The 23,285-nt window shown below is 68.8% G+C and carries 20 protein-coding genes and 2 pseudogenes; 14 read left to right on the top strand and 8 right to left on the bottom strand.

Features of this window, described 5'->3' with window-relative positions; all coding sequences use genetic code 11:
* From ACZ5WG_RS28855 to ACZ5WG_RS28840, 4 genes are all read left to right on the top strand, one after another.
* Window positions 1-735, top strand: a 735-nt coding sequence (locus ACZ5WG_RS28855; protein WP_468726949.1) for an acyltransferase family protein, incomplete at its 5' end; no start/stop codon positions are given.
* Window positions 736-811: 76 nt separating this feature from the next.
* Complete coding sequence (locus ACZ5WG_RS28850; RefSeq protein ID WP_468726948.1) at window positions 812-1,594, top strand: alpha/beta fold hydrolase; 783 nt, start codon at window positions 812-814, stop codon at window positions 1,592-1,594.
* A 112-nt stretch (window positions 1,595-1,706) separates the two neighbouring features.
* The gene (locus ACZ5WG_RS28845; protein WP_468726946.1) at window positions 1,707-2,873 is read left to right on the top strand and encodes an acyltransferase family protein; all 1,167 of its coding nucleotides are present in this window, start codon (window positions 1,707-1,709) and stop codon (window positions 2,871-2,873) included.
* A complete protein-coding gene (locus ACZ5WG_RS28840; protein ID WP_468726944.1) occupies window positions 2,870-3,772 on the top strand; it encodes an NADP-dependent oxidoreductase in 903 nt (300 codons plus the stop codon). Before ACZ5WG_RS28845 ends, ACZ5WG_RS28840 begins: the two co-directional genes overlap by 4 nt.
* Window positions 3,773-4,145: 373 nt before the next feature.
* Here ACZ5WG_RS28840 and ACZ5WG_RS28835 read toward each other — a convergent pair.
* Together ACZ5WG_RS28835 and ACZ5WG_RS28830 are read right to left on the bottom strand one after the other, a co-directional pair.
* Window positions 4,146-4,734, bottom strand: a pseudogene (locus ACZ5WG_RS28835) (IS5 family transposase); the annotation flags it as partial.
* A gap of 53 nt (window positions 4,735-4,787) precedes the next feature.
* Complete coding sequence (locus ACZ5WG_RS28830; RefSeq protein WP_053791145.1) at window positions 4,788-5,159, bottom strand: MerR family transcriptional regulator; 372 nt, start codon at window positions 5,157-5,159, stop codon at window positions 4,788-4,790.
* Window positions 5,160-5,212: 53 nt separating this feature from the next.
* Here ACZ5WG_RS28830 and ACZ5WG_RS28825 point away from each other — a divergent pair, with 53 nt between their 5' ends.
* From ACZ5WG_RS28825 to ACZ5WG_RS28800, 6 genes are all read left to right on the top strand, one after another.
* Entirely contained in the window at window positions 5,213-6,322 is a 1,110-nt protein-coding gene (locus ACZ5WG_RS28825) for an alkene reductase (protein WP_468726942.1), read from the top strand.
* Between the two features lie 693 nt (window positions 6,323-7,015).
* Window positions 7,016-7,849, top strand: coding sequence for a PIG-L family deacetylase (locus ACZ5WG_RS28820; protein WP_468726940.1), 834 nt, complete (start codon window positions 7,016-7,018; stop codon window positions 7,847-7,849).
* Window positions 7,850-8,260: 411 nt separating this feature from the next.
* On the top strand, window positions 8,261-8,869 hold the full coding sequence (locus ACZ5WG_RS28815; RefSeq protein WP_468726939.1) for an RNA polymerase sigma factor: 609 nt from the start codon (window positions 8,261-8,263) through the stop codon (window positions 8,867-8,869).
* Window positions 8,866-9,873 (top strand): CU044_5270 family protein, encoded by a 1,008-nt coding sequence (locus ACZ5WG_RS28810; protein WP_468726937.1) that lies wholly within the window; start codon window positions 8,866-8,868, stop codon window positions 9,871-9,873. Before ACZ5WG_RS28815 ends, ACZ5WG_RS28810 begins: the two co-directional genes overlap by 4 nt.
* A 198-nt stretch (window positions 9,874-10,071) precedes the next feature.
* Window positions 10,072-10,746 (top strand): peptidase inhibitor family I36 protein, encoded by a 675-nt coding sequence (locus tag ACZ5WG_RS28805; RefSeq protein WP_468726935.1) that lies wholly within the window; start codon window positions 10,072-10,074, stop codon window positions 10,744-10,746.
* A gap of 302 nt (window positions 10,747-11,048) precedes the next feature.
* On the top strand, window positions 11,049-11,447 hold the full coding sequence (locus ACZ5WG_RS28800; RefSeq protein WP_468726933.1) for a hypothetical protein: 399 nt from the start codon (window positions 11,049-11,051) through the stop codon (window positions 11,445-11,447).
* Here the strand turns inward: ACZ5WG_RS28800 and ACZ5WG_RS28795 are convergent.
* On the bottom strand, window positions 11,429-11,845 hold the full coding sequence (locus tag ACZ5WG_RS28795; protein WP_468726932.1) for a hypothetical protein: 417 nt from the start codon (window positions 11,843-11,845) through the stop codon (window positions 11,429-11,431). The genes ACZ5WG_RS28800 and ACZ5WG_RS28795 overlap by 19 nt on opposite strands.
* Before the next feature lie 107 nt (window positions 11,846-11,952).
* Between ACZ5WG_RS28795 and ACZ5WG_RS28790 the strand changes: the two genes are divergently transcribed.
* Window positions 11,953-12,144 (top strand): hypothetical protein, encoded by a 192-nt coding sequence (locus ACZ5WG_RS28790; RefSeq protein ID WP_468726930.1) that lies wholly within the window; start codon window positions 11,953-11,955, stop codon window positions 12,142-12,144.
* A 261-nt stretch (window positions 12,145-12,405) separates the two neighbouring features.
* A complete protein-coding gene (locus tag ACZ5WG_RS28785; protein ID WP_468726928.1) occupies window positions 12,406-12,987 on the top strand; it encodes an SMI1/KNR4 family protein in 582 nt (193 codons plus the stop codon).
* A gap of 795 nt (window positions 12,988-13,782) precedes the next feature.
* Here ACZ5WG_RS28785 and ACZ5WG_RS28780 read toward each other — a convergent pair.
* Window positions 13,783-14,703 carry a GntR family transcriptional regulator gene (locus tag ACZ5WG_RS28780; protein WP_468726926.1) on the bottom strand — a complete coding sequence of 307 codons (921 nt, stop codon included), beginning with the start codon at window positions 14,701-14,703 and terminating at the stop codon, window positions 13,783-13,785.
* 128 nt (window positions 14,704-14,831) lie between these two features.
* Between ACZ5WG_RS28780 and ACZ5WG_RS28775 the strand changes: the two genes are divergently transcribed.
* A complete protein-coding gene (locus ACZ5WG_RS28775; RefSeq protein WP_468726924.1) occupies window positions 14,832-15,998 on the top strand; it encodes an FAD-dependent monooxygenase in 1,167 nt (388 codons plus the stop codon).
* Between the two features lie 322 nt (window positions 15,999-16,320).
* On the opposite strand, the gene ACZ5WG_RS28770 is transcribed toward ACZ5WG_RS28775, so the two are convergent.
* Entirely contained in the window at window positions 16,321-16,494 is a 174-nt protein-coding gene (locus tag ACZ5WG_RS28770; protein WP_468726922.1) for a hypothetical protein, read from the bottom strand.
* Window positions 16,495-16,789: 295 nt separating this feature from the next.
* Window positions 16,790-17,563: a hypothetical protein gene (locus ACZ5WG_RS28765; RefSeq protein ID WP_468726921.1), complete on the bottom strand. Its 774-nt coding sequence runs from the start codon at window positions 17,561-17,563 to the stop codon at window positions 16,790-16,792.
* Window positions 17,564-17,881: 318 nt separating this feature from the next.
* Between ACZ5WG_RS28765 and ACZ5WG_RS28760 the strand changes: the two are divergent.
* A pseudogene (locus ACZ5WG_RS28760) lies at window positions 17,882-18,039 on the top strand (DUF6247 family protein); the annotation flags it as partial.
* Window positions 18,040-18,570: 531 nt separating this feature from the next.
* Here the strand turns inward: ACZ5WG_RS28760 and ACZ5WG_RS28755 are convergent.
* Both ACZ5WG_RS28755 and ACZ5WG_RS28750 read right to left on the bottom strand, forming a co-directional pair.
* Window positions 18,571-21,270, bottom strand: a complete 2,700-nt coding sequence (locus tag ACZ5WG_RS28755) for a helicase associated domain-containing protein (RefSeq protein WP_468726919.1) — start codon at window positions 21,268-21,270, stop codon at window positions 18,571-18,573.
* Window positions 21,271-21,309: 39 nt separating this feature from the next.
* Complete coding sequence (locus tag ACZ5WG_RS28750; protein WP_468726918.1) at window positions 21,310-22,701, bottom strand: hypothetical protein; 1,392 nt, start codon at window positions 22,699-22,701, stop codon at window positions 21,310-21,312.
* Window positions 22,702-23,285 lie beyond the last annotated feature (584 nt).

The following is a 23,285-nucleotide window of genomic DNA, read 5'->3' as shown; positions in this document are numbered from 1 at the left end:
TCCGAGCTGCTCTTCTACCTGCTCTTCCCGTTCCTGATCCGCCCGGTGCTGCGGATCAAGGAGGGCGCGCTGTGGGCGTGGGCCGCCGCCATGGTCGCCTGCATGGTGGCCGTGCAGCTGGTCACCGACTTCCTCCTGCCGCAGCACCCGCCCACCCCCGAGGGCTTCGGCATCTCCCTGTGGGAGTTCTGGTTCGGCTACAACTTCCCGCCGGTGCGGATGTTCGAGTTCGTGCTCGGCATGATCCTCGCGCGGCTCGTGTTGGCGGGGGCGTTCCCCCGGGTCAGGATCCTTCCGGCGGCCCTGCTGTGTGTGGTCGGCTATGCCGCGGCCATGGTCGTGCCGTTCCTGTACGGGCTCAACGTCGCGACGATCGTTCCCGTGTCGCTGCTGATCTGCGCGGTGGCCCGGGCCGACGTCGACGGCTCTCAGACGGTGCTGCGCGGCCGCACGATGCAGTGGCTCGGCGAGGTCTCCTTCGGCTTCTACCTCGCCCAGTACGTGGTGATGTACTTCGGCCGTACGGCACTGATGGACGAGAAGCTCTTCTCCCCCCTGCCCGGCATCCTGGTCCTCATCGGCTTCTTCCTCGCAACCCTGCTGGTCGGCTGGCTGCTCCTGGTGTGTGTCGAACGCCCCGCCATGCGGCGATGGGCCCGCCCGCGTCCGCGACCTTCCGCCGCCTTGCCCGAGCCGCCTCGCGAGGAGCGACAGCCTGCTTCGGCCCTGCGCTGACGGACGCTTCACGTCCTCTCATTTCCCCCTGTTCCAACGATTTTCACGTCACCACTTCGCACACCGAGGAGCGTCCATGCCCACGATCGACGTCAATGGCACCCCCGTCCAGTACACCGCCGAGGGCAGCGGCCCCGGCCTGCTGTTCGTGCACGGTACGGGCGGTCACGGCGAAGCCCAGTTCGGACACATCCGCGAGCACTTCAGCGACCGCTACACCGTCATCACCCCCGACTGCTCGGGCAGCGGCCTGACCCCCCTGCACGCCGACGAGCTCAGCCTGGACGAGCTGGTGGAGCAGGCGATCGGCGCGGCCCGCGCAGTCACCGACGAGCCGTTCGACATCGTCGGCTTCTCCCTCGGCGCCGTCGTCGCGGCCGCAGCCGCGGCCAAGCACCCCGCGCTCGTCCGCCGCCTCGTCGTCATCAACGGCTGGGCCCGCAACGACGACCCGCGCCAGCAGCTGGCCACCGACCTCTGGCGGCGGCTTCCGGCCATCGACGAGGAAGCCTTCGCCGCATACAGCGCGCTGCTGATCTTCTCGCCGCCGTTCCTCGCCGGCTTCGGCAGCGATGGCGTCAAGGCCACCGTCGCCAGCATCAAGGCCGAGGCGTGGACGCTGCAGCAGATCGAGCTCGACCACCATGTCGACATCAGCGACCGCCTCCCGGCCATCACCGCGCCCACCCTGGTCATCGGTTCCACCCGGGACGTACTGATCCCCGTCGAGCACTCGCGTGAGCTCCACGCGGCCGTGGCAGGCAGCGAGTACGCCGAGCTGGAGAGCGGCCACATGGTCATCTTCGAGAAGACGGCCGAACTCGTCGAGCTGCTCGGCGGATTCCTCGACCGGGCCTGACCCAGCAGCTCGACTCCGCAGGGCCGGAGCGGGGTACCCCCACCCTGCCCGCTCCGGCCGCACGTCCCCGCCCACCTCACGCCTCCCGCCCGCCTTCCTCCGGAGAGACACCTTGTCCACCACCGCGGAACCCGCCGCGATACCGACGGAGCGCGCCACCGAGCCCCACCGGGCCGTGCACGGCCGGCTCCCTTCCCTGACAGGCCTGCGGTTCTTCGCTGCCCTGCTGGTGTTCGGCTACCACTCCTCGCTCGCGCTGCCCGCCCTGAACCCGTTCGCCTCGAAGGGCGTCGCCGACGGATACCGGTGGCTGTTCAGCAACGCGGGCTGGGCCGGCGTGAGTTTCTTCTTCATCCTCAGCGGATTCGTCCTGACCTGGTCGGCGCGGCCCGACGACCCCGCCCGGCACTTCTGGCGCCGGCGCTTCTTCAAGATCTACCCGAACCACGTCGTCACCTGGATCCTTGCGCTGGCATTGCTCGCCGGTGCCACCACCCAGTGGTGGCAGGCGGTGCCGAACCTGCTCCTCGTCCACGCCTGGATCCCGGAGTTCTCGGTATTCCTCGGCGTCAACCCGCCCAGCTGGTCGCTCGCCTGCGAGCTCTTCTTCTACCTCTGCTTCCCGCTGTTCCTGCGCTGGATCAAGCGGATCCCGTCGGACCGCCTGTGGCGCTGGGCCGCCGGCACCGCCGTCGCCGTGATCGCCGTCCCGACGCTCGCCTACCTGGTGCTGCCCGGCAACCCGCCCATGCCCGAGGGCTCCGCGGCCTCCGTCTGGCAGTACTGGAGCGTGTACATGCTCCCGCCGGTGCGCGCCCTGGACTTCGTGCTCGGGATGCTCATGGCGCGCATCGTCGTCACCGGCCGCAGGCTCGGCGTCCGGCCGCTGCCCGCCGCGCTCGCCTGCGTGGCGGCGTACGCCCTCTCCCTCTACATCCCGTGGCTGTACGCGCTCGATGCGGTCTTCGTCATTCCCATGGCCCTGCTGATCCCGGCAGTCGCCCTCAAGGACGTCTCGGGCAGCCCCTCGGTGCTGCGCAGCCGGCCGCTGATCTGGCTCGGCGAAGTCTCCTTCGCCTTCTACATGGTCCATCTCATCCTGCTCAACGTCGTACGTGAACTCCTCGGCCCCGAGAAGTTCTTCGGCACCGCCGCCGGCATCGGCGTGCTGGTCCTCGAAGCACTGGCGACCCTCGTCGTGGCATGGCTGCTGTACGTGGCAGTGGAAAAGCCGGCGATGCGCCACTTGGGGCGGACGCGAAAGGCAACCACCGCATGAAAACCGTCGTCATCAACAGCTACGGACCGCCTGAGGTCCTCACCGTCTCCGAGGCGCAGACCCCGCAGCCGGGTCCGGGCGAGATCCTCGTCCGGGTGGCCGCCGCCGCCGTGAACCCGGTGGATCTGGCCGTACGCCGGGGCGACATCCCGTCCCCGGTCCTGCCGGCGGTCGTCGGCTGGGACGTCTCCGGCACCGTCGTCGCGACGGGGCCCGGCAGCACCCGCTTCGTGGAGGGCGACCGCGTGGTCGCGATGCGCCCCTCACTGTCCGACGGGGCGGGCGTGTCGGCCGAGTACGTTGCCCTGGACGAGGCGCTCGCCGCCCGCGCGCCCGCGAACGTCCCGCTGGAGCACGCCGCCGCCCTCCCGCTGGCCGCCCTCACCGCAGAGCAGGCACTCGCACAGCTCGGTCCGGACTTCTCCGGCCGCCTCCTGGTGAGCGGAGCCGCGGGAGCGGTGGGCGGATTCACGATCCAACTCGCGGCCCTGCGCGGCTGGCGGCCGGCCGGCCTCGCCCGCGCCGGCGACGCCCCGGCCGTGGCCGCGCTCGGCGCCGCCGAGGTCTTCTCGGACACGGACACCCTGCCCGCCGGCACGTACGACGCGGTCATCGACGCGGCGGGACGGCCGCAGGCGATGGCAGCGGTGCGCGACGGGGGACGCTTCCTCTCGCTGACCCCCTTCGCCGTACCCGAGGCCGAACGGTCCATCGCCGTCGAGGTCTACGGCGTGCGGATCGACGGTCCCATGCTCGACACCCTGGCGCGCCGCGTCGAGGACGGGCACCTGGACTTGCGCGTCGCCCATGTCCTGCCGTTCGAGGAAGCCCCCCGGGCTCACGCCCTCCTGGAAGCGGGCGGCACCCGCGGCAAGATCCTCCTCACCCCCGGCCACTGACGCCCGCGCCCCGCAGAGCCGCGCGCTCCCTCGCCGCCCGCCCGCCCGCCCGCCCTCCCGCCGCACGCGTCAGCGTCTGCGGGGCCATGGCGGGCGGCGGCGGGAGGTGCTCGGGTCTCCGACCGGTCAGGGGCGACGGGACCGGCTGGACGGGCTGGCCGACGAACCACGGCCCGGGGTCCGAGGACCATCAGCGACGCCCAGGTGGAAGACGTGGTGCCCCACACCCTCGAGCAAGCGCAACCGGGCGGAACACACCGCCGCGATGAACACCGCCACCGGCAAGGTCACCGCGCGGCTGTCCGCCGACCAGGCATTCATGAACCTCGAGGACTACACGGTCGATCCCGAATTGCCGAACCCGGGGATCTCGGCGGATCTTCTCCAGGACAGGCTTGAACTGGGTGCAGTCCGCCCGCTGACCTGGTGTGACGACCAGGGAGAGCGGGCGGCAGCAGCCGTCGGCGCTCAGGTGGAGCCTGGTGGTGAACCCGCCGCGCGAGCGGCCCAGGCCCTCACCTCCCGCACCACCTCCACCAGGCGGGCGTGCAAGCTCTGCCACGCGGTCTCGCCCTGGTGTTCTGCCAGTTCGGCCCCCTTTGAGGCGGGTGCCGGCGGCGGATCGGTGCGGGCACCAGCCGCGTGCTGATGAGCTCGCACGATGGTGGAGTCGACCGAGATGTCCCAGTCGATTTCACCTGCCGCGTCGGCGGCGGACTGGACCTGCTGGAGCAGACGCTCCCACGTCCCGTCGCCCGACCACAGTCGGTGGCGTTCGTAGACGGTCTTCCACGGCCCGAACCGTTCAGGCAGGTCACGCCACTGCACGCCGGTCCGGACCCGGTGCAGAATCCCGTCGATCACCTGCGGTGGTCCCGCCACCTGCCACAACGCCTGTTGCTGACCGGCAGGAACGGTCGCAACCGTTCCCACTCGGCATCGCTCAGATCACCCCGCCCCATGTCCACATCAACGACTCGGACACGGAGTAGTCACATGATCGACCGGACACCCCCTAGGCGGCCGTCGTGCGGCCCGCCGCCGCCTCGATCACCTCGTCCAGCACCTCGCGGGAGCGGATCAGATCGCCGATCATCCGGTCGATCCGGTCCCGCTCCGTGGCCAGTTCGGCCACCAGTGCCGGGGTGGCGCGCACCGACGGGCCGCCGTCCTCGTCCCGCATGCAGGGCAGGATCTGCGCGATCTTCGCGCTGTGCAGGCCGGCCGCGTAGAGCTCCTGGATCCGGATGACCCGGTCGACTGCCCGCTCGGGGAAGTCCCGGTGGCCGCCGGGCGTCCGGTTCGAAGCCAGCAGGCCCTGCTCCTCGTAGTAGCGCAGCGAACGTTCACCAACCCCGGTGCGCGCAGCCAGTTCGCCGATCCGCATGCCCCACCCCAGCTCTTGAATCTGACATCAATGTCAGCTTCTAAGGTACCGGCATGACGCAGACACAGCACGGTCCCGCCGCTTCCCGTCTCTTCGAATCTGCCCGCCTGGGCAGCCTGGAACTGCCCAACCGCCTGGTGATGGCCCCGCTGACCCGCAACCGCGCCGGGGCCGACGGAGTCCCCGGCGACCTCATGGCCACGTACTACGCACAGCGCGCCTCGGCCGGCCTGATCATCGCCGAGGCCAGCACCCCGAACGCCGTCGGGCAGACCTACCCGCACATCCCCGGCATCCACACCCCGGCGCAGATCGCCGGCTGGCGCCGGGTCACCGAGGCCGTACGGGCCGCCGGTGGAGGGGAGATGTTTCTCCAGCTCCAGCACGGCGGCCGGGTCGGCCACCCGGAGACCAGCGGGTACGTGCCGCTCGCCCCGTCCGCGGTGCCGTTCCCCGAGCAGCTGCATACCCCCGGCGGCCTCCGGGACGGTGTCGTACCGCGCGCGATGACGACCGAGGACATAAGGTCCACGGTGGCCGACTTCGCGAGCGCGGCCCGGGGCGCCGTCGAGGCGGGCTTCGCCGGGGTGGAGGTGCACTCCGCCAACGGCCACCTCCTGCACCAGTTCCTTTCCAGCAACACCAATCGCCGTACCGACGCGTGGGGCGGCTCCGTCGAGAACCGCATCCGGTTCACCGTCGAGGTGGTCCGGGCCGTCGCCGGGGCCATCGGCCCGGAGCGGGTCGGAGTACGCATCTCGCCCGGACTGGACGTCAACGGGATCGAGGAGGGCGACACCGAGGAGATATACCCGGCGCTGGTCAAGGCCTTGGCCGACCTGGCGCCGATCTACCTGCACCAGGTCCACGCCGACCCCGACCAGCCCGGCTTTGCGCAGATCCGCCGGGACTGGCCCGGCACCCTGATCGCCAACCCGGCGCTCTCCCGCGAGGAGGTCGCGGCCGACGGCGGCAAGCGCCGGGGCGAACGCCTGCTGTCCGAGGGCGCCGATCTCGTGTCACTGGGCCGGGGTTTCCTCGCCAACCCCGACTTCGTCGAGCGGCTGCGCACGGGCGCGCCGCTCAACGACATCCGTCCGGAGTTCCTGATGCACGTACAGGGGCCGGAGGGCTACACCGACTACCCCGCGCTCGGAGCATAGGTGTTCTGTCCGGAGAGGCTGTGGACGAGTGGTTGAGGTCCCGGCTGAGGGATCCTGAAATGGGTGAGGGCCTTCCGGCCTGGTTGGATTGCGACATCTGCACCGGCGTCCAGAAGCGGCCGGGTCTTCGATCAGGGGCAGGTTCGGCTTGGGCCACCCGGCCGCGTCGAGGCGTGGGCGACTATGCCGTCGGCGAGGAACTCCGCCCCCGCGCCGACCACGTCCTCGCCCGGATCGCCTCGAACAGCCGCCTCACCCCCTCCTGGCTTCATGCGGGCCTGCGAGAGTTTCCACCCCGCATGGCCCCCCGACCACGCTCAGTTGCCGGACCGCTCGTATCTCCCCGTAAGCAGCAGCTCAGCCGGCACGGCGCTCTCCGGCCCTTCCCTGGACGATCGACGGGGCTACTGCTTCCGACCGGGGCGGTGCCGTCTGATCGCGGTCACGAGCAGGCCGACCCGTACAAAAGGCCTGCCAGGCGGGCCAGGACGGAGGCTGTCTGGAAGGCCGAGCGGCCGCGCCGGGAACAGCCGGTCCGGTCGGCGCGGTTGCATCGACCGAGGGACCGGCGCCGCACGGGCGGGGAACACGGAGACCACAAGGTCGTCCGCCCCACCAGGATCCGGGCCCCAGGATCGCGGTACGCCCACCGCGAGCTCGGACCAAGAAGTATTTCTGCAGGAGGACTGTTTCATGACCGACCGGCCCTTGACGCTCATGGCAGTGCACGCCCACCCCGACGACGAGGCCACCGGAACCGGAGGGGTCCTCGCGCGGTATGCGGCGGAGGGGATCCGCACGGTTCTCGTGACGTGTACCGACGGCGGTTGTGGTGACGGACCGGGGGGTGTCAAGCCGGGCGATCCCGGGCACGATCCGGCGACCGTCGCCTTGATGCGCCGTCAAGAACTTCAGGCGAGCTGTGACGTCCTGAAGGTCAGCGATCTGGAGATGCTGGACTATGCTGACTCCGGGATGATGGGCTGGCCGAGCAACGACGCCCCCGGATCCTTCTGGCAGACCCCCGTGGCGGAAGCCGCGGCCCGACTTGCGGAGCTCATGCGGCACTACCGGCCCGATGTGGTCGTCACTTACGACGAGAACGGCTTCTACGGCCACCCCGACCACATTCAGGCCCACCGCATCACGATGGCGGCGCTGGAGATGACCGCGCTGACACCGAAGGTGTACTGGACGACGGTGCCCCGCGCGGTGATGCAGCGGTTCGGGGCGATCATGCGCGAGTTTCATGAGGACATGCCGGAGCCGGATCCCGCCGAGGCCGCCGCGATGGCCGAGATCGGCCTCCCCGACGATGAGATCACCACGTGGGTGGACACCACCGCGTTCAGCGGTCAGAAGTTCGATGCGCTGGCCGCGCACGCCAGTCAGGGCGAGAACATCTTCTTCCTCAGGATGGGCAAGCCGAGGTTCGGCGAGTTGATGGGCATGGAGACCTTCGTACGTGTCCAGGACGCCACCGGCGCGGCCGTACCCGAGAACGATCTCTTCGCCGGACTGCGCTGATCCGCCCGCCGACCGGGGTCCGGGAAAGCTCATCGGCCGCACGGCCCGATCGAGCGGGCTGGGAGCTCCCGGCCGCCGGCGGCTCCCTGCGGGAGTCCACCACCCGGGCTCGGAGGTAGCGGGCCACGAGTGCGGCCAGCGCGCGCGGGGCGTGGCCAGGCTGGGGGTATCAGTGCCGGTGGACGACGACACGCTGGTCCGGCGCTGGTACGTCCACCGCTCCGGTCTCGACAGCGAGGGCACCCACCGCCGGGTACGCATCGGCACGGGGGCGTTCGCCCGGGACGCCGAGTGGTTCGCACTGCACGAGTGCCGTCGACGCGGACGCGCCGCCCGCCAGGAGCCGGGTCGGACTCTCCCGAGTCCGGCGGCCGAGGCGTGTTCACGCGGGATCCTTCTGGTGAGTGTTGTATGTCACATGCAACGCAGCCGTGTGTGCGGACACTACCCGGTGTGGACCACCAACTGTTCGCGGAAATCTATGACGCACACGCCCGGGCTGTGTATGCGCATGCCGTCCGTATGACCGCCGACCGTGCCGGGGCAGAGGACATCGTCTCCCTCACCTTCCTTGAGGCATGGCGGCTCCGCGAAACGCTCGACACCGTCAGCAGCCATCGTGCATGGCTGTTCGGGATCGCTACGAACGTCATACGGAATACCCGCAGGGCGGCACGCCGTCACCGGGACGCGATAGCCCGCCTTCCACCTTCAGACGCCGTCCCCGACCTGGCGGACGATGTCGTCTCCCGCATCACCGACGCGGCTCAGGCCGCTGCCGCCCTTGCCGTTCTGAACCGGCTGCGACGCGCGGACCGCGAAATTCTCCTGCTGCACGTGTGGTCCGGCCTCAGCCACGACGAGGTGGCGCAGGCATGTGGGGTGCCCGTGGGTACCGTGCGCTCGCGTCTCTCCCGCGCCCGCGCCCGCCTGCGCAAACTCGCAGCCGCTTACCTCGCGGAGCCCCCAGCCTCCAGACGCGTCCCCGCGTCGCCAACCGCACGGGAGGGAAACCTGTGAATGCCGCCGACGACGCACGACTCGACCCGTCCGAGGGCGCGGAGACCATCCGGCGCCTGCCCGGCCTTGCCGATACAGACCTGCCATTCCGTGGACATCGCCGGATCAAGGAGCACCTGATGCGCGAAACAGCAAGGGACGCCCGACCTGCCCGTACCCCGATCCGTCGTCCTCTGGCTCTGTTCCTCGCCGCCGGGGCCGCGACCTGTGCCGTAGCGCTGGCCGTCACCTTCGGCGTAAGCAGCTTCGACGAGAGCCCGCCCGTCGCCCGGCCCGAGCCGGCGGCTGTGCAGTTGCTGGACCGTGTGGCTCTAGTGGCGCAGGAGGCGCCCGCTCCGGCCGTCCGGGACGGCCAGTTCCTGTACACGAAGACGACCGGACACTCCACGTCCCTGTCCGAGACCGCGGGCGGAGGAATGGAGGCAGCCCGGACAGACGAATCGGCCGAGCGCTGGGTATCTGTGGACGGGACCGCCGGCACACTCACACGTAACGCAAAGGGCAACGCGACGGATCCGGCCCGAGGCAAGGACAAGGCCAGTCTCAACGGCCCCACCTACCGCTTCCTCGAAGCCCTCCCGACTGACCCCGACCAACTGTTGGAGACGATCTACGCCGACACCCGCCTCAACCACGGAGCCGACTCGGGATCGACCACTGGTCCCGATCAGGAAGCGTTCGTTGCGATTGGTGACCTGTTGCGGACGGTGGAAGCCCCTCCCGGCGTGAGCGCCGCTCTCTACCGTGCTGCCGCGCGCATCCCCGGCGTCATCCTGGTGCCCGAGGCAACGGACGCCGCCGGCCGGACAGGCGTCGCGATCGCCCGTGTCCACAAGGGCGAGCGAACCGAATGGATCTTCGACAAGGGCAGCCTGCGCCTGCTGGGCGAGCGAACCGTGCTTCTCAAAGACAGCGCGTGGGGGAAGGCCGGAACGCCGGTGACATCCGTGGCCATTGTCGGCCGGGGGGTCGCGGACAGGGCCGGACAGACACCGAAGCAGTAGCGTGAGTCTTCAGGCCAAAGAATTCGATCGTGTGGCCGACTCGCCCACAGAAGACACTGTTGAGTGATCTCGGTCACGCGCAGCGCCGACAGCCCCTGGTTACTCTTCCGGCTGCATGCGGCTGGGTTGATCCCAACTGCACGCCCATGTCTGGAATGTGAGCTGCCGTCAGGTAGTTCAAACAGGGGGAGTGGTTCCATGCGTTCCGTACGTATCGGCTTTGCCGTGACTGCCGCCGTTGGCGCCGTGCTCATCACAGCGTCTTCGGCGGGGGCCGCCACGCCGTCGCCGTCCGCGCCTGCTTCCGGGGCGCTCGGCCCGGCTGCAGAGCAGCAGATGAGCAGCGAGATCGCCGCCTCGAAGCCCGTCATCGCGACCTACAAGGGCAAGCAGATCAACCTCGCCCAGGGGTGGCAGGGTGCCCAGGTGTGTGCCGAGGTGCCGAGTGGCGAGGTCAAGTGCTTTGACAGCCAGGCCGAGGCTGACTCGTCCCTGGTGAAGGAGAACGCCGCAGTCGCCAAGAAGGCGAACGAGACCCGGAAGGCACTCGGCCAGCAGGCGCCCGCGTCGACGTCCTCGAGTTGGGACTGTGGGAGCGGATGGGTCTGTCTGTGGGAGCACTCCGACTACAGCGGTCGACGCCTTCAGTGGAGCGCAGGCGGCACCAAGAACCTCAGCAACTGGAACTTCCGCGACCAAGCCAGCTCCATCTGTGTGAACCGGCCGCAGTTCGGCGGGACCCTGATCGACTTCCGGGACTTCCAGTGGGACCCGTCGATGTCCATACCGGCCGGCAGCTGCTACGACCTGACCACGCTTGGGTACGTGCACGGTGGCACGTGGAACGACAAGGCTGACGCGCTGAGCATGTAATCAGCCGCCCTCCGGGACTGCCGCGGCGCCATTGGGTGCGGGTCAAGCCTTGAGGCGCGAAGCTCGAAGAACTCATGGCCAGTAGGCCCAGGTCGGCAACCTGGGCCTACTGGCCATTGAGAGCCACGAAGGGCTGGCACCGGCATCGAGGGGATCTTGTACACAAGGTTTGGTGTTGACCGACTGACCACCATGCTGTCGGTCCGCAGCTCTACCCGTCGCGACCTCCTCCGTCCCAGCGCCCCGCGCAGGCCACGCCGAATCCTGTAGCAGCACCCGCGTTCGGTCTCTACAGTCACCGCATGGTCACCGAGGACGCGAGCCCAAGTCAGCCCGACATCACCGTGATGCTCGAAAACCAGACCAGTGCATGCAAGGCGGCGCGCGACGCCATCGCCGCCGGCGGCGAGGTAGTGCTTTCCGACGGACAGCCGCCACAGTGGATGGTCGCCGGCATCGCTGCAACAAGGCTGAGACGGTCGTTGAAGATCGGCCTGACGACCCTCGGCCTCGACGAGACCGTTGAGATCCTCCTTGCTCGGCACAGCGACGAGCGACTGCGTATCGGCAACATCATCCCAGCAGACCGGTCCTGGTTCTTCACCCTGTACTTCGACGCCACCGGGACCGAGCTCTTGGCGTGCAGCGGCGTCAAAAACGAGCGTCCCTCGCAGAAGGACGGTCAGAAGCTCCAGCTGTAGAGGCCGCCACCGGTGTTCACTGCATACGCCGCGAGCCGGGCAACTCCTTGCAGGACCGCGAGTAGATCGTCGTCGGTCATGTCGTCCCCGTCCTCGGACCGGAGCCGTGCGGTCCAGCGGCCTGCAAGCTCTTCCAGCTCGGCGGAGCTCGCGTTGGCCAGTGCCCGGGTCAATCGCTGCGGCAGAGCGAACACCTCAACGCCGTCGTTCATGGGGGCAGTGACCCACTCCGGCCACGCCCACCCAACGAGCTGCTCAACCGGCGGGGCCTCGGGCGAAGGCTCCTCGAAGTACATGTCCCATTCCGCGATGGCACTGTCCGGCTCAATGAAACGGATGGTTCGTGAGGACGGACAGCCGACGGGAACGGGGTACGACTCTTTCGTCGTGAAGGGCATCGATCCGGCGGTCGAGCTGCTGCCTGCAGAGGTGCTCATTACGGGGCGGGCTGCCGATGCCATCGAGGCCGATCCGCGGCACGGGCAGTTGGTTGTACAGCGCTTTCGTGACCGCGTCGCAGACGGCGTACCGGCACACGGGGGACGATCCGATCGGACCGGGTACCCCGGCCGTTGCCATCGACGCCAAGATGGTTCCCGAAGAGATCTACGGAGACCTCTTCGAGGAGGCCCTCGTCACAAGCCTGCTGGCCAAAATCCAAAGGAGCCCCGATGCCTGGCAGAGCTACCGCTCATAGAGAGCCCCGCGGATTGACTGGCTCCGGGCATCACGCACGGCCGGGCACGGCCTGGCCGTCCTTGGCAAGCCGGCGCCAGAACACCCCCCGCCGCCGCGGCTGCGGAGACCGGGGCATCCGGCAGCAGCTTCCGGTCGTCGTGTGCCCATGAGTGAGGACATATGGGCGGGAGTGCGGGAGCGGGTGCTCCGGCTCGCCGAACGCCCCGGAGCAGACAAAGTCTTCGGGGCGCAGAGGCATGGCTTTCGCCTCGGTCCGGTCATGGGCGAAGACCAGCTCCGGGCACTGGAGGCGGACCTGGGTGTTGGCCTGCCCGCGCAGTACCGGAGCTTTCTGCTCCGTGTCGGAGGAGGGGGAGCCGGCCCCGACTACGGCCTGATGACACCGGCCTTGGGCAGCGGTGGGTGGCAATGGCTCGGCATCGGGCTTGGCGCCCGCGCGCAGCCGACCACCGCCGAGTTCGCCGGACGGCCCTTCGTGGCCGAGGCGCTGCAGCGTGAGCTCGCCGCGCTCGAGACACAGGAGCCCAAGACGGACGCCTTTGCAACGGACGAGGCGTTCCGTCGCGCTTACGCGGCCTGGGATGCGCGCTACGAGGAGCTGTATGACGCGCAGGAGGCGGGCGCGGTATTCCTCAGCGAACAGGGATGCGGCTATGCGTCGCTGATGGTGATGACGGGCCCGCACCGAGGCTCCATCTGGGAGGACCTGAGACCGTCAGACCAAGGGATCTCGCCGACCGGGTATGACTTCGCGCGCTGGTACAGGAGTTGGCTCGAGCGCACTGAGCGAAGGCTCGATGTCACACCACCTGCACCAACCCACCCAGGAGGCACGCTCTAGTGGTGATCCGACCCGACGAAAGGGCCGTACCGGGGGTGGGGCGAGAGGGCCGGGCGTATGAGGCGAGGTTCACCGGAGCGGATCAACGAGGTCGAGGAGCGGCGGTCGGGCGCACCTGATCGGCTCCGGCGCGCGGGGCCGACGTGGCGTTCGGGCATGAGCATGTCGCAGCCCCCGGGCCCTTATGGGTCTTCGCAGTTCCCGAATCCGTACGGTGGACAGCTGTCGGCCCCGCAGTCCACACCCCACCCGCACCAGGCTGTGGCCATCAGCAACGGTGCCCCTTACGTACTGCGGGTCACCGTCACCTGACGGCCGTCCGCGCCGGACGCGGGATCGGCAGCCCGCGCCGTTGCTGAGGCCGGTGCCGGGACGGAGAGCGCGCCGGGGCGGGCGCGAGACGGTGACGCATGGAGCGCCGGGGGGCTGCCTGCTCCCAGGTGCGTGGGCGAACCGGGGATCGTGAAGTATGCCGGAGGCGAATACTTTGGGGACATAGATGCCTGCTGGGGGATGTTGTCGCTGAGGGGGTGGGTGGTTGCGATATCCGAGGCTTGCTGAGCTGGGATGCTGTAGGTGGTGTGAGAACGGGTCTTGCGGGCCCAGGGGTGGGTTGGTCTGGGGTTGTTGCGGGTTGGTTGAGAATCTTGCGGGTATTGCAGATGGCGTCTGGGTCTAACGACCGGGGGCGCCATTTCGCGCCTTCTCGGTTTGGGCTGGTGCCTGGTTTCCCCTTGCTCCGTCCACCGGACCAGTGACCCATTGGGCAACTCGTCCTTCCGCTGAGCAACAGGGTCAGTTCGGCGGTGTGGTGATGCGGGTGGCGAGTCCGTCGAGCAGGGCTGTGAGGCCGTGGTGGAGGAGGGATTCGGGAGAGAGGGCGGAGTGCGCCCTCGCCGCGGCGAACGCCGGGAAGGCTCCGCCGTCCACCAGTGCCGCCAGCCGTGTCTCCTGGGCGCGCATCCACTCCTGCCCGCTGACGCCGCTGGTGCGCGCCGCGTCGGACTCCGGCTCGAGGTCGACGGCGTGGCCGCGGACGTACCCGAAGAGGGTGACGGCGGCGTGCATCCGGGTGTCGTCGTCCAGGCCGAGTCCGTCCAGGGCGGCGAGGGCCCAGTCGATGTGGCGTATGCCGTTGGGGATCAGCAGGGGCCGGCTGAGGTTCATGGCCCCGGCCAGCCAGGGGTGGGCCCGGTAGAGCCGCCATTGCAGGGCCGCCGAGAGTTCCAGCCGCTCCCGCCAGTGCGGCGGCGGCCGCTCGGGCAGAGTCTGTTCCCCGAACACGGCGTCGGCCATCAGGACCACCAGCTGCTCCTTGGAGCTGACATGCCGGTACAGGGACATCGCCGAGACGCCGAGCTCAGCGCCGAGCCGGCGCATGGTCAGGGCCGCGAGTCCCTCTGCGTCCGCGATGGCGACCGCCGCGCGGACGATGCGGGCGCGCTGCGCGGTGTCGTCCTCGGCGGCGGGGCGCCGGCCCGGTCCGCCGGCCGCGGGCCGGGCCGCGACCACGGTCCCGACTCCCGGCACCGCCCGCACCAGCCCTTCCTGTCCGAGCAGGGCCAGGACCTTGCTCGCGGTGGCCATGGCGACCCCCCACCGCTGGGTGATGGCCCGTGTCGAGGGCACCCGGTCCCCGGGCCGCAGTTCCCCGCGCTCGATGCGCCCGCGTAGCTCGGCCGCGATCCGCGCGTACGGCGCCTGCGTCTCTGTCATCCCACCCTCCTTGGTGCACTAGTACGGATGAACCGTAGTGCACTAGCTCGGTTTGCTCAACTCTCCTGTTCCATCAAGCATTTCCCGTCTGTACGTTGTACACATCACCCCGAGAAAGGACAGGGAAAATGAACGAGACCCAGACCCAGACCGTGCTGATCTCCGGCGGCAGTGTCGCGGGCCCCACCCTCGCCTACTGGCTGCACCGCCACGGCTTCACCCCCACGATCGTCGAGCGAGCCCCCCAGCTGCGCGACGGCGGCTACGCGGTCGACTTCCGCGGGGAGGCCCTGGACGTCCTGGACCGCATGGGCCTGCTGGAGGAGATCCGGGCGCTGGACACAGGGATGGGCGACGCGGCCCTGGTGGACGCCGAGGGCCGCCAGTACGCCACCCTGTCGGCGGCGGTCTTCGCCGGGGACCTGGAGGTCCTCAAAGGCGACCTGACCCGGATGCTGTACGAGGCCACCCGCGAGGACGTCGAGTACGTCTTCGGCGACTCGATCGCGAGCCTGGAGCAGGATGAGGACGGGGTACTCGTCTCCTTCGAGCGCGGGGCGCCCCGTCGCTTCGACCTGGTGGTCGGGGCCGACGGCCTCCACTCCAAGACCCGCGCGCTTGCATTCGGCCCGGAGGAGGAATTCGTCCGTCACCTCGGCATCTACACGGCGAGCTTCAACCTCGGTAACTACCTGGGCCTTCAGAACACCGGCCGCCTGTACACCGCCCCCGGCAAGGCCGCCAACATCTTCACGGCCCGCGCGAACACCGAGGCTCGGGCGGCCTTCCACTTCGCTGCGGAGCACCTGGAGTACGACCGGCGCGACACGGCGGCGCAGAAGCGGATCGTCGCCGAGCGGTTCGTGGGCGAGGGCTGGGAGGTGCCGCGCCTGCTGGAGGAGATGGACGCCGCCCAGCAGTTCTTCTTCGACGCCAACGCCCAGGTCGAGATGGACACCTGGTCCGCTGGCCGGGTCGTCCTCCTCGGTGATGCGGGCTACTGCGCCGGCCCCACCTCCGGCCGGGGCACCTCGCAGGCCCTGATCGGCGCCTACCTCCTCGCCGGTGAGCTCGCCGTCCGCGACGGAGACCACACGGCCGCCTGCGCCGCGTACGAGGAGCAGATGCGCCCCTACGTGACCGAACACCAGGTGCTGGGCCGCGAGGGTGCCGAGCGGTTCTTCCTGCCGGCCCCCACCCAGGAGATCCTCGACATGCTGGCCGCGAACGCCCCCGAGAACACCCGCACCGAACCGGTCCGCCTCCCCGACTACACCCCTGCCACCGCCGTCTGAAAGGCGACGGGGCATCCACACCAGGACCCAACCGCCCGGCCGTCGTTGTCGCCGGGGCTGACGCGTGGCGGTCCTCCCAGCACATGTCGACACCGCGGCAGAGGACACGGCAGCAGGCAGCTGAGATGGGGCCTTCCCAGCTGTCGGTGCTCATGTCTGCCCAGTCGGGGGAGACGAAGACGGGGCGTGTGCGGGCGTGGTCGCCGTTTTGCTGGCAGCGCATGACCAGTCCGAGGCCGGGAATGCCCGCCTCGCCGTTGAGGCCGATACGCAGGTCGTCGTGGGTGAAGTGGGTGTCGATGCCGACCTCGTGGAAGCCGATCTACCGGTGGTGCGGATCCCAGCCGTCGGCCGACTTGCCCAGCGCTGTAGCGATCGCGGCGGGAGTCTGGCCGAACTCCAGAGGCCCCACGCGCTCCATGGGTACCCATGCCCAGTCGATGCCGAGTTCGGCGAGTGCCCGGGGGTCTGTACGGTCAACGGTGGATATTCGCACGACCGGGTCCGGGGGCGGATGTGCGGGCCGAGTTGGCTGCCGTCCGGGCGGGGTGCCGCCGTGTGGCTGTCGCCGTCGGCCTGCGCGTTCCCGTCGCTTTCTGACCTCGATTGGACGCCGGGCGCCTGGCGGGCGGGAACGTTCCGGTTTGGTTGGCCGTTCACCGCAGCCTGGGCCGGGCCACGCACAGCCTGCTGCACCACGCGCACTGCCCCGTCCTCCTCATCCCCCGGACCGGCAGTGGCTTCGGGACCACGTGACGGCCCGCCACGGGGGAACTGCCTGGGCGACCCGCTTACTGTTTCGTGAGAAGCAGTCCGGGAAGGGCGATGACCGGAGCCGCTTTGTTGCCGCCGACGATGCGCGCCTGGGTCGCCGGTCCGCCCGGGGTGCACGCGTCCGCGCCCTCACGGTGTAGCCACAGCTGGACGGAAGTCGACATCTGAGGGTAGTCGAAGGCCCAGCTGCCCTGCTCCGTGCACGTCCCGATCCGCAGGGTGTACGGACCGCCCTGTCCGGGCTCCGCCTGCTCGGTCAGGGTCAGGGACGCGGCGCCCTCCGAGGCGGTCCACACTCCCTGATAGTCCGTGTACGGCCCGGAGCAGGAGCCGCAGGCCGCCGTCACCAGCGCGACGACGGCGATCCCGGCCGCGGCGCGGGACTGCTGGATCGACAGCCCCGTCCGGCTGCCGGTGCAGAGGACAGTGGCCGCGCATGAGGCGACCATCGCGGCGGTGCCCCAGACGAGCCAGGGCCCAGTACCCGCCCTGACCAGCATGATCAGGAGTGCGAGCGCGAGGATCCACGAGGCGGCTGTCCGCCAGACGGCAGTGGTGTTCCGGGCATTGCGCAGCGTCAGCACCACGACCACGATCGGCAGGACGGCCAGGGCCATGCACAGGAGCATGGCGCACACCAGGACGAGAGTCCCGTTGAACTCCGGCACCAGCATGGTGGTGTCCGCCAAGGCGAACGTCCCCACCAGCCCCGCGATCTCCACCGCGAGCACCGACCACAGCACGGCGGCGAGCCGGCGGTCTGTCGTTTCTTCCCCCACCAAGACCCCCATGATTTGAGCATGTTCAATTCTTGGGGTGCATGGTACTGGAACCGGCCACCGGGTTGGCGGGCCCGGGGCCTCCGCCGGCACTACCGTGGGGGGTGGCTCTCCATCGCTCCCGCCGGCCGAAGGCAGGACATGAGCGCGGACGGCCGGCCCGCCTCGGGCGGCGTGCCGCGGCTGCGGCTGGACGAGCTCCTCGACGAGCTCCAAGTGCGCATGGACGAGGTCTGGGGCACCCGGGACCGGCTGAACGGTCCGCCGGAACCGTCACGGCCTGGGCCAGGTCGTTCTACCGTTGCCGGTAGCACCCGTGAGGAGGAGCCGATGAGCGCCCAACCCGACCACACCCCCACAGCCCCGTACGCGCCCGCCCCCGGGCGCCGGCCGAACTCCTCGCCCAGTTCCGGGCCGACCGGCGCGCGGAGCGGTGGGTGCCGGCGTTCGAGGGGGAGTGGTCGGCGGCGCTGGAGGAGTCGCGCCGGGTCCGCCGCGCTCCGGCGCGATGAAGGCGACCGGGCGCTTGCCGCGGTCGCACGGGGGTCGGAGGGGTCCTCCCACGTGGGGTTTCCGTTGTGCCCCTCGTCGACTGGAGCGATTCATGCTGGAGCGCAGGCCGCGCAAGGACGGTACCGAGGTCACGTTCGTTCTGCCGCGGGAAGGTCCGCCGGGGCCGGTGAGCGTAGTGGGATTTCAACGACTGACACCCGAAGCGCAACCCGCACGGTCACGACCTCGATACCTGCCCCCTCTGCGGGTACGAGGCGTTCTGTGTCGACGGACTCGCCCCCATCGCGGGCCGGGTCGCGCATGGACAATGCCTGGTGTGCACTTACGCGCTCTCCCGACGCCGCAGAGAAGAAGGGTTCGCCGAACACCTTGGCTGGACCAAGGGAAAGTGACGCACCCACATGTGGGCGGCCCCAAGTAGCGCGAGGCCCCTGGGAGGCGCGTCCCGGGGGCCTGGCTGTGTCACTTCGCTGACCGCCTGGCTCAACGACCGGTCGGGCGTAGTGTCACGCCCATTCCACGCCCAGTTCAGCGAGCGCGGCCCGCTGCTCGGGGGTGAGTTTGTTGCGGCGGGTTTTGGTGTTGGTGATCCACACGCCGAGCTTCACCGAGATCGGCGAGGCTTCGCCCTCGACCGCGATCTCTTCGGTGTGGCTGCGGGGGACGCGGTGGTGGCCTTCGCGGGCGACGTACTGCGCGAGTGCCCGCACGCCCCGCTGGAAGGCCGCTGACGCCTTTCCGTCACCCTTGGCTGCCAAGACCGGGGCGGGCCGCTCTGCGGGCGTCACGCCCATCCGCGACAGCCGCTGCTGCTGCTCCTCGGTCAGCTCCGTCCAGGAGTTTGCCTGCCGCTGGAGCCAGCGTCCGAGGTCGTCGCCTTCGAAGAGCACGCCGGGCTCGATGGCCGGCAGGACGCCGTCGGCGTCGACGAGGTCGGCGAGGACCCGGTGGTGCCGCTGCCAGTCCAGTGGCCATGGGCATTTCCAGTCGGTGTCGATTGCGGCGAGCTGTGTGGCCCGGGTCGTCGCGGTCTCTTCGTTTTTGCCGAGGCCGTCGGTGCGGCGGAGGTTGGCCATCAGTTGTCCGATGGCCAGCTGTTCGCCGTCCTCGCCCCAGAGGGCATCCTGCCTCGGGGCGAGGTGGCCGTGGGTGCGCCGGTAGGAGCGGAGCAGGGCGAGTTTGGTCTCCCAGGCTTCCTCGCCCGGTTCCCACACCATTCCTTCCTCGTCGAGCTGTTCCTTGCGGTGGTCTTCCAGTTCGCCGGCGCGCAGGGCTTTGCGCTGCTGGTGGACCCACCGTCCGAGGGGGAATGCGTCGGTGATGCCGACTTCGGTTTCGGTGTCGTAGGGGACGGCGTACAGGCCGGTAATGCTGTTCTCCTGGCGCCAGCGGCGTAGGGCCTGGAAGCCCTCCAGCCACACCAGGCTCTCGGGCCGGTACACCCGCGTCCGCAGGAACGCCGCGATGGTGGCGGCGTCGCGCGGGCTGGAGAAATGCAGCAGCGCCGACTCGGCTGCGGCCTCGGTGCCGTCCTGCTCCTGGCCGCCGTCTCCGCCGCCAGCCTCGACGATTCGGCCCTCCTCGTCCCGCTTCACATGGATCTTGCGCTGACCGCTCGTCAGGGCTCGGTTCGCGAGTTGTTCGAGGAGGTGTTCGGAGTGTGAGCGTAGGCCTTGGAGTACGGCGACGAGGGGGGCGTACGAGGCGGAGGCGACCATGTCTTCGGGGTTTTCGCCGGGCTGGAGGAAGACGGGGACGATGATGCGGGCGGTCTTCTGGGTGCCGTCGGGGTTGGGTCGTAGTGCTCGGCCGATGTTCTGGACGATTTCGACTTGGGAGCCGCGGGTGTCGGCGAAGCAGATCGCTTCGACGCCCCTCTCACCGACGATGTCGACGCCTTCCCCGAGGACGCGTACGCTGGCGAGGAAGGCGCGGTGGACCCGCTTGCCAACGGCGTCGACGCCGTTGGCGAACTGCCGGATCACCTCGCGGCGCTCGGTGACGAGGTGGTCGCCGCACAGCCATGCGGACCAGACGCGGTCCGGGGGTACGTGGCGGTCGGCTTCCAGGTCGTAGAACTCGGCGTCGATTGACGACTTCGGCAGCTGCTTCGCTTGGGCCAGGGCCTGGTCGGATGCTTCGGTGGCGTACAGCTCGGCGGCGGTCTCCGGCATCTTGGCCGCGAACGCGGCGGCCTCTTCCACCCGCTGGTGGAACGTCATGACGGTTTTGAGGTTGTGCCGGGCGGCGTGCTCCAACAGGGCGGTCTGCAGCAGCGCCAGGCGCCGGCCCCGGAGTGCCTCCTCGGACAGCCCGGGGACGGGGGAGGGTTCGTGGATCTCCAGGACGTCGATCTCGAATCCGGCAAGGATCTCGCGGGTGATCGCTTCGGACAGCCCGAGCTCGTAGATCCACTCGCCGTAGGGGCCGTCGGGGTCGGACGTCATGGAGGCGATCTCGAGCTCCTGGCCGTCCTTGCCCTTCTGCGGCCGCGCCGTGGCCAGAATCCGGGGCGTGGCGGTGAGGTAGAGGCGGAAGTCCACCGGGATACGGACGTTGTCGTGGATCGCCGACCAGGGCCGGCCGACATCTCCGGCCGTGCCGTGCGCCTCGTCCACCACCGCGAAGTCGAAGCGCTCCATGGCCTGGCCGTAGAGCCGCTCCCCGCCCGCCAGAGAGGCCTCCAGCGGCCCTCGAACCTTCCGCTCACCCATCGGTGCGTCGATGTCCTCGCGATCCACGAGAGAGGCGTACGTGGCGAACACGATGACCGGCCCGGCCCCGGCCCAGAGCGCCAGCTGGATCGGGTTCGTGGTCGTACGGACACCGAGCTGCTCCAGGACGTCGTCGTTCTCCAGCGAGCAGACCGCGACCATCGGCGCCCGGTGGCCGACTCGGCGCCACGTCTGGGCGGTCTGCACCAGGAGGTCCAGGGTGGGGACCATGATGAGGATCCGGCTGCCCCGGAAGCACTCGAGTGCGGCAGAAGCGGCCGTGATCGTCTTGCCGGACCCGGTCGCTGACACGACGGTGGCACGGGCGCCCTGCGTGGGTACCAAGGTGCGTGCTGGAAATCCGACCCAGTTGCGGATTTGCGAATTCGCGTCTGCGGGGCGGAGCGCCCGTTGGTTGGGGGCGAAGGGGGTCGGAGCCCGAGCGCTCTGAGCTTCTGAGGGGGGCCGCTCCGGCCGGCGGGGCGAGTGCATGAGGGCGGTCCGGCCTTTGAGGCTGTCAGGACGTGATCTTCACTTTCCTTTGGCCTCGGGTGGCAGTAGTTCTCCGAGGGGTTTCTGGATGTAGCCGCTGTGTGCGTAGGCCAGCCCGTACCTTGCCGCCATCTGTCCCAGCTCTGAGGCGGTGGGCCGTTCTCGTTCTGTGCCCTGAGGGCCGATCACGGCAATCAGTTGCGGCCCGAAAGGCGACTTGGACGAGGGCTCCTTTGTGACCCGCCATAGAGTGACGTAGTGCTGGGCGCGGGTGTGTTCTTGCATCGAGTTTTCGTGCTTGATGGGGGACACGAATTTGCTGAAAATTGCCGAGCGACCCAAGTCCGCAATCCACTTAGGTTGCTCTTTTCCGTAGACTTTTGAGGGTTTTGAAACGATGCACCTGGGACCGCACACTTTCCATTTAGCCTTTTGGCGCCAATTAATCTTTACGGAGTCGGCATAGTTTTCGATGATCTGAGCCCGGTCTCGTCGCATGTAAGCGACGCTGGAGGTGATGCCCAGCACATCGTACTTTTGCCTCTTATAGTTAGGAAATTCCACAACCCGTTCCGTGGTGACCTCGCTCCCCGGTTCCAGCGTGGAAGCCAGCAGGGCAGATCGCCCCAAGGACCAGCCGCCCTGCGCCAGGAGTTCATATCTATTTGGCTCTGTATATTTCAACCAGTCAGTACTTCCACCCATCAAGTCCGCAGCCAGCTCACTATCGTTCAGGCCTGCCCTTTTGAAATCAGCCGTTCTGCCAGCGACTTGATAGAGGGAGCCGAGGATATATACGCTTACAGCCCCGATGTTTTTGGTGTGCACACGTACCGTGAGGACGGCCTTTTTGTTCTCGATTCTTACCTTTCCGAACTCTACTGAGGTGGAGAGAGCTGCAGTCGAGACGTAGGGTTTGTAGATTTGCGTGTACGCGAAGTTGGCAACTGTAACGGCTGAGGCGATAGCCAGTCCGGCGGCGAAAGCCTGGGGCCGTGGTACGCGTTTCCACAGGTGTCGCCCCTCCCACAGGGCCCAGCAGGACCAGGGGACCAGGAAATACCAGATCCAGCTGAAATGGGTATGGCCCCCGCCGTTCAGCTGAAAGACGAAGAGCGTCAGGTTCAATAGCAGGGACGTCACGATGGCGGCCCCCAACAGCATATTTGACTGCTCCGAGTGCTTTTTTCTGATGATGTTGACTGCTACGACGAGAGCCGCCACCTCCAGCAGGGCTCCTAGCAAGAACAGAATTCCTTGGACTCGACCCGCGAACGTCAGTGCACCGCCTGCATCTTCAATTCCGAAGAACACTAGTTCGGCTGCAGTGGCGCACAGGCCTGCCAGCAGAGCGACTCCGGGAACCGTGGGATGTTTCCACCATGCCTTGTCAGGCTTCGTGGGCTGGTCTTTTGACGCTGAGTCAGTCACAGGAATGAGCATGATGCTTGCATCACAGCTCACGCGGGAACCGCCGCTCTGTCGATATGTTGTTCGACGGCTCATGCTGAGCTCGAGAGAACCTCACGCCAGGTAGGGAGAGCGAAGCGAACCCGCCCACACGCGTCCGTATGTACTGACCGGTCGGAGCTGCAGGGGCCGAAGCGAAGCGCCGGCCACCAACATGCTGGAGAGCCGGTCCTAGAGATGTTGATGATCTGCGTCCGTTTGGCAGTGGTGGTTCGGCGTTGAGGTGTCAGTGGTCCGATGTGGGATTTGAGCTGGCTGCCCGCGGAGCGGGCCGGTCTTGGAGGCGGAGCCGGAAGGACCCGAGTGGGGGAGCGGAGCGAACCCGCCCAACGGGCCGTAGGCCCGGACCTCGTGAAACGGGGTCACTCAGGCCTGCGGAGCAGGCCGTTCAGGGTGGAGCGAAGCGGAACCCGGAACCAGTCCGGAGCGCAGCGCAGGACACCGGCCCGAAGGGCCGGCCCTGAGGGCGCGAAGCGCCCTCCCGCTGAGCGAAGCGAAGCGGTTCGTTGGCACAGCGCGCAGCGCTGTGGGACCCGCTCCGCGGG

It is taken from the genome of Streptomyces sp. NPDC032745, from assembly GCF_055579465.1.
Note: the sequence above shows the minus strand (reverse complement) of the source record. Positions and strands in the feature narration are given on the sequence as shown.

Excerpts from the sequence above, each read along its gene's own strand:
- ACZ5WG_RS28825 (WP_468726942.1), top strand. The coding sequence starts at position 5,213 with ATGACGCAGACACAGCACGGTCCCGCCGCTTCCCGTCTCTTCGAATCT.
- ACZ5WG_RS28840 (WP_468726944.1), top strand. The coding sequence starts at position 2,870 with ATGAAAACCGTCGTCATCAACAGCTACGGACCGCCTGAGGTCCTCACC.
- ACZ5WG_RS28755 (WP_468726919.1), bottom strand. The coding sequence starts at position 21,270 with ATGCACTCGCCCCGCCGGCCGGAGCGGCCCCCCTCAGAAGCTCAGAGC.
- ACZ5WG_RS28800 (WP_468726933.1), top strand. The coding sequence starts at position 11,049 with ATGGTCACCGAGGACGCGAGCCCAAGTCAGCCCGACATCACCGTGATG.
- ACZ5WG_RS28785 (WP_468726928.1), top strand. The coding sequence starts at position 12,406 with ATGGGCGAAGACCAGCTCCGGGCACTGGAGGCGGACCTGGGTGTTGGC.
- ACZ5WG_RS28765 (WP_468726921.1), bottom strand. The coding sequence starts at position 17,563 with ATGGGGGTCTTGGTGGGGGAAGAAACGACAGACCGCCGGCTCGCCGCC.
- ACZ5WG_RS28780 (WP_468726926.1), bottom strand. The coding sequence starts at position 14,703 with ATGACAGAGACGCAGGCGCCGTACGCGCGGATCGCGGCCGAGCTACGC.
- ACZ5WG_RS28795 (WP_468726932.1), bottom strand. The coding sequence starts at position 11,845 with ATGCCCTTCACGACGAAAGAGTCGTACCCCGTTCCCGTCGGCTGTCCG.
- ACZ5WG_RS28820 (WP_468726940.1), top strand. The coding sequence starts at position 7,016 with ATGACCGACCGGCCCTTGACGCTCATGGCAGTGCACGCCCACCCCGAC.
- ACZ5WG_RS28850 (WP_468726948.1), top strand. The coding sequence starts at position 812 with ATGCCCACGATCGACGTCAATGGCACCCCCGTCCAGTACACCGCCGAG.
- ACZ5WG_RS28815 (WP_468726939.1), top strand. The coding sequence starts at position 8,261 with ATGTCACATGCAACGCAGCCGTGTGTGCGGACACTACCCGGTGTGGAC.
- ACZ5WG_RS28830 (WP_053791145.1), bottom strand. The coding sequence starts at position 5,159 with ATGCGGATCGGCGAACTGGCTGCGCGCACCGGGGTTGGTGAACGTTCG.
- ACZ5WG_RS28805 (WP_468726935.1), top strand. The coding sequence starts at position 10,072 with ATGCGTTCCGTACGTATCGGCTTTGCCGTGACTGCCGCCGTTGGCGCC.
- ACZ5WG_RS28775 (WP_468726924.1), top strand. The coding sequence starts at position 14,832 with ATGAACGAGACCCAGACCCAGACCGTGCTGATCTCCGGCGGCAGTGTC.